Below are 9,228 nucleotides of genomic sequence, written 5' to 3'. Positions count from 1 at the left end.
TGTTGCATGGCGCCTTGACCGGTCTTGATCGAACCCGGTGTTTAACCCTACTTACGAAGCTGAGGGACTGCGTTTTCGCGTTTCTCGTGAAACGCTTTCGCGTTTTTCGTGCGCCGCTTCAGCCGGCTCTAAATTTTTACGATTATACATACACATCGTCTCCTTTAAACAGTACTTTTTAAGTGGATAATAAATGAAGATTAACTTAGCGTGTAAATGTGGTAAATGGTGCAAGATAAAGTGATACTATACATCCGTAAATCAATCTTTGAGGAATAATACGGCGTCTTGAAAGACTAAAATAAAAATGAAGTTATAGCAAAGCAGATAGCAGTTGCTTTTCTTAAAACAACGGGATAGTCTGAAAAGAACAAAAATGAAGATCACAAAAATTATATATTTTACTATTATAACAGAGTTTATAATTTTTTACAAATCAGCTTCCATTTACTTTTTTTGCTTTTCATAAAAAAAAAGCGAGCACATGATTAGGCTCGCTTTTCATTTCTTATCGAGTTTGTCCGTTTCCACTCATAATATACTTAATTGTCGTAAGTGCAGGAAGTCCCATGGGACCGCGTGCATGAAGCTTTTGAGTGGAAATCCCAATTTCAGCTCCAAATCCTAAAGCTCCTCCGTCAGTAAAACGCGTAGATGCATTATGATACAGTGCGGCTGCATCCACTAAAGACATAAAGCGTGAAACGGCTTGTTCATCTTCTGAAATGATGGCTTCAGAGTGTTTTGTTCCATATGTTTCGATATGGTCAATCGCTTCATCCACACTCTCTACTACTTTCATCGCAATTGCTAAGCGCAAATACTCTTCAGCCCAGTCTTTTTCAGACGCTGGTTTTGCTCCAGGAATTTCACCCACTGTCGCTTTATCACCATATACTTCAATATTACGATCGTTGAATGCTTGAATCAATTCATCTTTATGAGAATCGAGCCAATTTTTGTGTACAAGAACCGTTTCTGCTGCATTACACACCGCTGGTCGATCTGTTTTTGCATTAATTAAAATCGGAATGGCCTTCTTAACATCAGCTTGTTCATCGATATAAATATGACAGTTTCCGACTCCCGTTTCTAACACGGGAACCGTTGCGTTATTGACGACCGCTTGAATCAATGAAGCCCCTCCGCGCGGAATCAGCACGTCAATATGCTCTTTCATTGTAAATAATTCTTGCGTAGCCGCACGATTTGTACTTGAAATAAACTGTACGGCTTCTTTAGGAATTGGCGTTTCATCAAGAGCTTTATGAATAATGTCCACGATAGCTTGGTTAGATGAAATAGCTGAAGAGCCGCCTTTTAACACAATAGCATTTCCAGATTTCAACGCTAGCCCTGTTGCATCTACCGTTACGTTTGGACGTGCTTCATAAATCATTCCGATAACGCCAAGAGGCACGCGTACTTGTTTTACATCTAGACCGTTATCCAATGTCCAGCTTGATAAAATATCCCCTGTTGGATCATCTAGCTCAGCAACTTCACGAAGGCCGTTTGCAAATTCTTTTACACGTTCCACTGAAAGAGCAAGGCGGTCCATAAGCGCTTCATCAAAACCTTTTTCTTTTCCGTTTTTTAAGTCTACTTCATTTGCTTTTAAAATATACTCCGTGTTGCTTTCAAGTGTAGAAGCAATCGTTAACAACGCATCGTTTTTTTGCTTTGTTGTTAGTAAACTTAATTGCTTAGCTGCTTTTTTTGCTAAAATAGCTTGTTCTTCTACTGAATACTTTTCATTTGTTTGTAACACCAAATCACTCCTGGATTCGTTTTAGTTTTGTTTGATTTTAAAGTGTGAGGCATAAGAGGTAAATGCAATCATGCAAAGAAAAGGAAGGGCTCCTTTTCTTTACAGCATGTTTGCTTACAAACCGACCGGTACTGGAATTTCTAAGTGACACACTAGACCTTCGCTGTCTACAATCGGTTGATCAATTGGCTCATTCAGTGCAAGTTCATCAGATGAATAATTTGTCACGCCCAGAGCCAGCTCATTTTCTTCTTTATCTAGAATACGTACAACTGCTCGTTCACTAAAGTGGCCTTTAATATATTTAACATGCTCGCGAAGTAAAGGCTCTTTATCTTCAATAATTGCACGTTTCGCGGCATCTTCGACTACTATTTCCCCTTCAGGACCAGAGTTAAACGCAATCCACTGCTTTTTCTGATTAAGGTTCGCAGAATCATCTTCAGATTCAAAATACGTTCCTGTTGCATCTCCGTCAACCGCTTGTGTTAAAATGTTTGGCACACCAGCTCTTCCTAAAAATGCTGGAATTCCTGACGCCATAGCGATTTTGAACGCGTCAATTTTCGAGCGCATACCGCCTGTTCCAACTGAACTTCCTGAATCTCCTGCAGATTCTTCGATTTCTTGCGTGATTTCCCCTACGTGAGGGACTAATTTTGCATTTGGATCCTGGCGAGGGTCCGCGCTGTATAAGCCATCGATATCCGATAAAATAATAAGCAGGTCGGAATCCACTAGTCCAGCAACTTTAGCTGAAAGTGTATCATTATCGCCAAATTTTAATCGATTGATGGTTACCGTGTCGTTTTCATTGACAATTGGCACAATGCCGCGTTCTAACAGCACGTTGATTGTATTTCGTGCATTGTTGTAACGATTTTCGTCTGAAAAATCGTCTCTTGTAATTAAGATTTGAGAAGCAACGTATCCGTGTGATAGGAACAGTTCCGAATAAGCCTCCATTAACAGTCCTTGACCGATTGAGGCAGCTGCTTGTTTTTCAGGTAAAGAGCTAGGTCGCTCTAAGCAGCCGAGCTTTCGGTATCCTGCAGCTACAGCTCCTGATGAAACCAATAGCACTTCATGACCGCTGTCTTTTAAGTCTACGACTTGATCCACAAGGCGCTCGAGCTTCCTTCTGCTGATTTCACCGTGTGAACTTGTTAATGAACTACTTCCAATTTTAATTACAACCCGCTTCTTATTGTCGGGACTCATCAAATCACTCCTAGTGTGTTCTGTATGTTTTCTTGTTTATGATTATTTTTTTGTGGTGAGGAATTCACGAAGAAGATAAGTGACGAATTAATTAGTACTTGCCACTTTTTGTAGTTGAGCACTCATTTCTTTTGAACGCTTTGATGCTCCTTTAACTGCTTGCATCATTGCTTCTCCGCCGCCGTGTTTAGCTAAGGCGTCTAAACCAGCTGCTGTTGTACCGTTTGGAGACGTCACATTTTCACGAAGCTCCGTCGGCGTTTCATCTCTTTCCATCATCATTCTTGCTGCACCGTAAATGGTTTGGGCGCCAATTTCACGTGCTAGCTCAGGATCGAGACCTTCTTCTTTAGCTGCTTTTTCGATATGCTCCATAAGGAAATAAAAATAAGCGGGTCCACTTCCGGCAATTCCTGTAAAAATGTCCATTTGAGGCTCATCAATCACGTACACTTTTCCAATTGCAGAAAGCAGCTCTTTTGCTGTTAGCACAGCATCCATTGCAGCATATTGACCTGGAGATATAGCCGTTGCTGATTGCTGAATCATACTTGATGTATTCGGCATCACTCGAATGACCTGCTGTTCATCATGCAATAACTCTTCCATGTAAGAAGACGAAATCCCTGCAAGAACAGATAGGACAAGCTGGTCTTTGTTGATTTGAGGCTTTAATTCGTTTAATGCCTCTTCAGCGCCTTTTGGCTTCATCGCTAGAATAAAAACATCAATGTCATCTGTTTTCAGCTCGCTGCGCTTTACTGCTTTGATACCATATCTATTTTCAAGTTCGTGCAGTCGCGCGTCATTGCTGCGATTTGTTACGATAATATTTTCAGCAGGTAATTTCTTTGCATTGACCATACCAGAAATCATCGCTTCTGCCATTGATCCAGCACCTAAAAAAGCAACTTTTTGTTTTTGATCCATCAAATCTCCCCTGTCATTTGTTCGTATTTTTGTTCTCGTTTCTTTCAACGGTTCCTATAGTAACATGCTGAAAAAGAGTGTCAAGTTGGATTTAACCGTTTTTTTCCTCCTTGAGCGTATAACCTTATGCATATGTAAGCGCAAACAAAACTTTTTTAAATAATTTTTTACGAAAAAAAAACCGATTTTTTTTATAAAAATACGTTTATATAAAGAAAATCGGGGCATACTATATAGTTTGACTCTAAAATTTTTTTACGAAAAATAGAGGAATTTTGAAAACGTTATTTGAACAATATAATAGGTTTGCTAAAATGAACCTATGTACCAGCATCTTGGTTTTTTTAGAAAAATTTACTTTTGATGTAAACCATGCTGTGCTGTCGACATTAAAATAGACAAAACGACATACAATCTACGAAGTGTCTAAACATTATTGGAGGTTCTATTATGAAGAACAACTCGTTTTCTACAGTTCCATCGTCTACAGAAGGAATAGAGAAACAGGATTTACACGTTGTGGGAATTGGCGCTTCTGCCGGAGGGTTGGAAGCTATTGAGCAGTTTTTCGCTAATATGCCTTCACCAAATGGAATGGCGTTTATTATTGTACAACACCTTTCCTCTAAATATAAAAGCTTTATGCCAGAACTTTTAGCAAAGAAAACAGGAATGAATATCGAACTGACACAAGACGGGATGACTTTACAAGAAGACACAATTTATTTAAATCCTCCCCATCATTATGTGACCGTTGTTGATCATACTCTTCACCTTCGTCCTTATGAAGAAAATGATCAGGTAAAGTATCCAATTGACGCCTTTTTTCATTCTCTTGCTGCTGCAAAAAAACATCGATGCACAGCCATTATTTTATCGGGAAAAGGAAGTGATGGAACAGGAGGAGCAAAAACGATACGAGAGTACGGAGGCACTGTACTTGTACAAGATGAAAGCACAGCGAAGTACAGAGATATGCCCCTAAGCGCTATTGATGCACACCTTGCTGATTATATCCTTTCTCCTGCTGATATGCCTGACCTTGTGCAAACGCATGTCAGCCAAACTGAATTTACATATAATGAAGAAACACTGCAATACATTTATTCATTAATAAAGAAAAAAACAGGCATCGACTTTTCTATGTATAAAAAAAATACGGTGCTGCGACGACTCGAAAAAAGAATGGCTTTACTCGACCCACCCTCTCAAACGATGGAAGAGTACCGGGACTATTTATGTAAAGAAGCCGAAGAAATCGTCGAACTGCAGCGAGACCTGCTGATTGGAGTGACGCAATTTCTTAGAGATAGAGAAGCCTTCTCTATTATCGAAGAACAAGTCATCCCTCAATTAGTAGAAAGAAAGATTCATAGTCAAGAAGATGAAATCCGCATCTGGGTAGCAGGTTGTTCTACCGGTCAAGAAGCATACACATTAGCTATTTTGCTTCATGACTATTTATCAACAATCAACCGTTATTTCGATGTCCGAATCTTTGCTACAGACATCGATCGTCATGCAATTAAAAGAGCGAGCCAAGGCATTTATGAAGAAGCGGAAGTTCATTCCTTCTCAGCATCTCAAATTAATGAATATTTTGAGCAAACAAAACACGGTGGTTATCAAGTCAAAAAAACAATCCGCAAAATGATTGTTTTTGCCCCGCATAATATAGGAAAAGACTCGCCTTTTGTAAACGTTGATTTAATTAGCTGTAGAAACATGATGATTTATTTCCAAGCTGAACTGCAGCAGCGCATTCTGTCTCTTTTTCATTTTTCTTTGACAGAAGAAGGCGTACTTTTTTTAGGTCCTAGTGAAACAACAGGAAATTTGTCTGATTTGTTCCGCCCTATCAACAGTAAATGGAAAATATTTAAGCGTTCCGGACAGTCCAGCCGACAAATTACGGGAGCTTTTAATCTTTCGAAATCCAACTTGCATGAAGGTGATTTCTCTAGCGTGCCGCTGCCAAGTCAACTTTATAAGCCTCTTCCTTCGCTTAAATTAGATGAGATGTATCAATCAATGATTGATCACTTTATGAGCCCTTGTCTTGTATTAAATGAATACAATGAAGTAATATTTTGTTCAAAAGAAGCGACTCAGCTTATTAACGTTCCTGTAGGCAAAATTAATTATACGATTTTCAAAATGGTTCCAGTTCACGTCTCTTTAGCCATTGGAGCAGCTATTAAACGTGTAAAAGAGCAAGGTATGAGCGTATGCTGTCAGCACATTGAGTTTGTCATAAACAACGTTCAGCGCCGTTTTAATATTACAATATCTGCTCTTCCAACAAATCACTCTCTTTACTTACTTATGTTTGATGAACAGACAGATGGTGCCATTATTGATAAAGAAGAGCCCTTATTTCTTAATCAAACAAGTTCTATTAGTGAACTTGTAGTAGATTTAGAGCAAGAGCTTCATTACACGCAGCAGCATTTGCAAACGACGATTGAAGAGCTGGAAACAGCAAATGAAGAGCTAAAGTCAACAAACGAAGAACTGATTGCTTCTAACGAAGAGCTGCAGTCTACAAATGAAGAATTGCAGTCTGTTAACGAAGAATTAATTAGTGTTAACAACCAGTACGAGCGCAAAATTGAAGAATTAACGGACTTAAACAACGATATTGATAATTTATTAATCAGTACAACTATTGCTACCATTTTCTTAGACGAGCAGCTGAATATTAAATTATTTACGCCGGAAACGAAAACGGTAATCAACGTTCTACATCAAGATATCGGAAGACCTTTCTTTCATATTTCGCATAACTTTAGGTATGACCATCTAATCGAGGATGCAATGCATGTTTTAAGAACAAATAACACCCTTCAAAAAGAAATTCAAAGCTACGATAACCAATGGTACAGCATGAAAATGATGCCTTATCGTACGAATGAGAATTTAATTAACGGTGTAGTTATTACGTTTATTAACATTACAGAAATTAAACGATCCAATGAGGAATTGGCTATTACATCATTTGCAGTAGCTCATAGCCCTACCGGCATTTTTATTACCGATCATCAAGGTAAAATTAAGTACATTAATCAAAAATTCATGGAGCAAAAGCATGCGCCGCAGGAAGTATTTGGGCTACACCTCTATGACTTATATACTAAAAAGCTAGGCGTTAAAAGATTCCCTAAAATTTGGAACGAAGTATATAGAGGAGAAAAATGGAACGGAGAAATTTCCTACGTTCAAGAAGACGGGGAAACCGTTTGGGAACAGTTAGCCTTAATGCCTGTTAAAAATGATCAGGATGAAATCATCCATTACATTGGGTTAAGTGAAGACATTTCACAGCGCAAACAGTCGGAAATGATGCTCAAAAATTCAGAGATGCTATCAGCACTCGGGCAACTGGCTGCTGGGATTGCCCATGAAATACGAAACCCTCTTACATCATTAAAGGGCTTTTTACAGCTTATGATGCAAGAAGAAACGTATAAAAAAGAATATATGGATGTCATGATGTCCGAGTTTAACCGCTTAGAACTGATTATTAGCGAACTGCTCATTCTAGCCAAACCCGAAGTCGTAAAATATGAAAATAAGCAGATAAATTTAATTCTTCAAGACGTGTGTACACTACTGCATACACAGGCCATTCTTAAAAACATTACTATTTCAACGGATTTTGAAGAAAAATTACCTGTTGTTCATTGTATTGAAAAAGATATGAAACAAGTATTTATCAACATGGTGAAAAATTCTATTGAAGCGATGGATGACCCCGGGTCTATTCTAGTGGTATCTAAATTTGATCCAGATACAAATCAAGTAGTCATCCAAGTGATAGATGAAGGAAAAGGCATGCCGAAAGATCGATTAACACGAATTAGCGAGCCTTTCTATACAACAAAAGAAAAAGGAACAGGATTAGGATTGATGGTGAGTCACAAAATCATTAGTAATCATAAAGGAAGCATTTCGTATGATAGTGAAGAAGGAAAAGGAACAACGGTAGAAATTCGATTACCGCTTTCTTAATGTACTTTGTTCTTCTGTCTTAAACAGTCAAGCTCCCGATTAATTAAATCTTGAATGTCAAACAAATGTGTAGAGACCAATTCAATATATTCTCCTTTCCCTGCTTCAATTACGTCGGAGCGGATAATACTTAGGAGGTCTTGAATGGTTAGCACATTTGTTTTCATTTCTCGAAAATGACGCTGAAGATCAACTAGCTGCATTTTTTTCGCCGTTTCTACATCTGTTTCCCTGACTGAAAAATCTTGGTTTACTTGTGATGAGTCTTGCATAAGCATAGAGCGAAACTGTTGAAGGGTTGATTGAACACTCATCATATGCTCATGAATAGGATAGCAGAAAACAGCGTGCAGCGAATGATAGGCTTCAGGCTTAAAATGAAAATCAAAAAGAGCAACTGGGTTAGAAAAGGTGCGCATATTTACTTCGATTTGCACTTCTTCCTTTCCCTGGAGTGCTCTTTTTACTTTTTCTTGGCTGTCTTCATCAACTAAATCTAAAAAGTTCTGAACAGGCGGGAAATTTTTCGTGACGCTTGGTGTAAATTCAATTATTTCGTTGTCTTTATTGAGTAAAAACATTGGAACCGGAATGTGTTGAATCGGCAAACTGATCATATTTCTTCCCCCATTACTAACATTTTATCTTGCGTCGAACTTTCTTTATTGTTGATTAGAAGCCAGTCTTTAAAAGCTTGAATATGATTAATGAATATAGTTTTTGAAGATCCTGAAGCCGATAAATCATGCGTGCTGAGAAGCCTGCTGCCCACTAATACAAGAGGACTTTGCGCCATGCTTTCAATCTCAGCAATGTATTTTTGTAAATCCGGCAGCAAATGCACTTGTGAGACGGACAAACATACTACATCAGGATCCCATCTTTCAATGCTTTTTAGAGCAAACGGCAGCGGCAAGTTTGCTCCTAAGTTTTTAACTTCCCATCCCTGCTCTCTCATAAGTCCTGCAATCATTTTAATGCCTAAGTAATGCTCTTCTCCTTCAATGCAAAAAAGAAGTGCTCGATGGCGCTGAAGCAATTGATGCTGTGATAGCTGAAAGCGAGTTAACACATAGTCACAGGTTGCAGTAGCCAAATGCTCGTCCGCGACTGAAATTTTATTTTCTTGCCACCTTTTCCCTATCTCATACATTGCTTCTGTCAGAAACGTGTATACGTCAGTTGAAGAATGGCCTTCTTCTCTATATATAGCAATGAGCAGCCAGCTTTTTTGAACGTCTCCTTCTAGCAAACAATCAGCTAAAGCCGCTACATTACGAGAGTAAACGATAAGA

Annotated in this window: 6 protein-coding genes; 1 reads left to right on the top strand and 5 read right to left on the bottom strand. The window is 38.7% G+C overall.

Annotated elements, in window-relative coordinates:
• Positions 1–508 precede the first annotated feature (508 nt).
• The 3 genes from ACO1DI_RS00180 to proC form a co-directional block, all read right to left on the bottom strand.
• Positions 509–1,771: a glutamate-5-semialdehyde dehydrogenase gene (locus tag ACO1DI_RS00180; RefSeq protein ID WP_423144919.1), complete on the bottom strand. Its 1,263-nt coding sequence runs from the start codon at positions 1,769–1,771 to the stop codon at positions 509–511.
• A 114-nt stretch (positions 1,772–1,885) separates the two neighbouring features.
• The gene (gene proB, locus ACO1DI_RS00175) at positions 1,886–2,992 is read right to left on the bottom strand and encodes a glutamate 5-kinase (protein ID WP_014460164.1); all 1,107 of its coding nucleotides are present in this window, start codon (positions 2,990–2,992) and stop codon (positions 1,886–1,888) included.
• An 87-nt stretch (positions 2,993–3,079) separates the two neighbouring features.
• Positions 3,080–3,922, bottom strand: coding sequence for a pyrroline-5-carboxylate reductase (gene proC, locus ACO1DI_RS00170; protein WP_028413399.1), 843 nt, complete (start codon positions 3,920–3,922; stop codon positions 3,080–3,082).
• A gap of 450 nt (positions 3,923–4,372) precedes the next feature.
• Between proC and ACO1DI_RS00165 the strand changes: the two genes are divergently transcribed.
• Positions 4,373–7,933 (top strand): CheR family methyltransferase, encoded by a 3,561-nt coding sequence (locus ACO1DI_RS00165; RefSeq protein ID WP_423144918.1) that lies wholly within the window; start codon positions 4,373–4,375, stop codon positions 7,931–7,933.
• Here the strand turns inward: ACO1DI_RS00165 and ACO1DI_RS00160 are convergent.
• Positions 7,930–8,550, bottom strand: coding sequence for a hypothetical protein (locus ACO1DI_RS00160; protein ID WP_208732332.1), 621 nt, complete (start codon positions 8,548–8,550; stop codon positions 7,930–7,932). The genes ACO1DI_RS00165 and ACO1DI_RS00160 overlap by 4 nt on opposite strands.
• Positions 8,547–9,224: a cobalamin B12-binding domain-containing protein gene (locus ACO1DI_RS00155; protein ID WP_258232152.1), complete on the bottom strand. Its 678-nt coding sequence runs from the start codon at positions 9,222–9,224 to the stop codon at positions 8,547–8,549. The genes ACO1DI_RS00160 and ACO1DI_RS00155 overlap by 4 nt, the downstream gene beginning before the upstream one ends.
• Positions 9,225–9,228: the final 4 nt, after the last annotated feature.

Source organism: Priestia sp. 40 (assembly GCF_049368575.1).
In the GTDB taxonomy this organism is placed as follows: Bacteria; Bacillota; Bacilli; order Bacillales; family Bacillaceae_H; genus Priestia; species Priestia zanthoxyli.
This window is presented reverse-complemented; position numbering and strand designations above follow the sequence as displayed.

What these genes read in the sequence shown, in the direction of transcription:
- proB (WP_014460164.1), bottom strand. Translation starts at nt 2,992, where the DNA reads ATGAGTCCCGACAATAAGAAGCGGGTTGTAATTAAAATTGGAAGTAGT.
- ACO1DI_RS00160 (WP_208732332.1), bottom strand. Translation starts at nt 8,550, where the DNA reads ATGATCAGTTTGCCGATTCAACACATTCCGGTTCCAATGTTTTTACTC.
- proC (WP_028413399.1), bottom strand. Translation starts at nt 3,922, where the DNA reads ATGGATCAAAAACAAAAAGTTGCTTTTTTAGGTGCTGGATCAATGGCA.
- ACO1DI_RS00165 (WP_423144918.1), top strand. Translation starts at nt 4,373, where the DNA reads ATGAAGAACAACTCGTTTTCTACAGTTCCATCGTCTACAGAAGGAATA.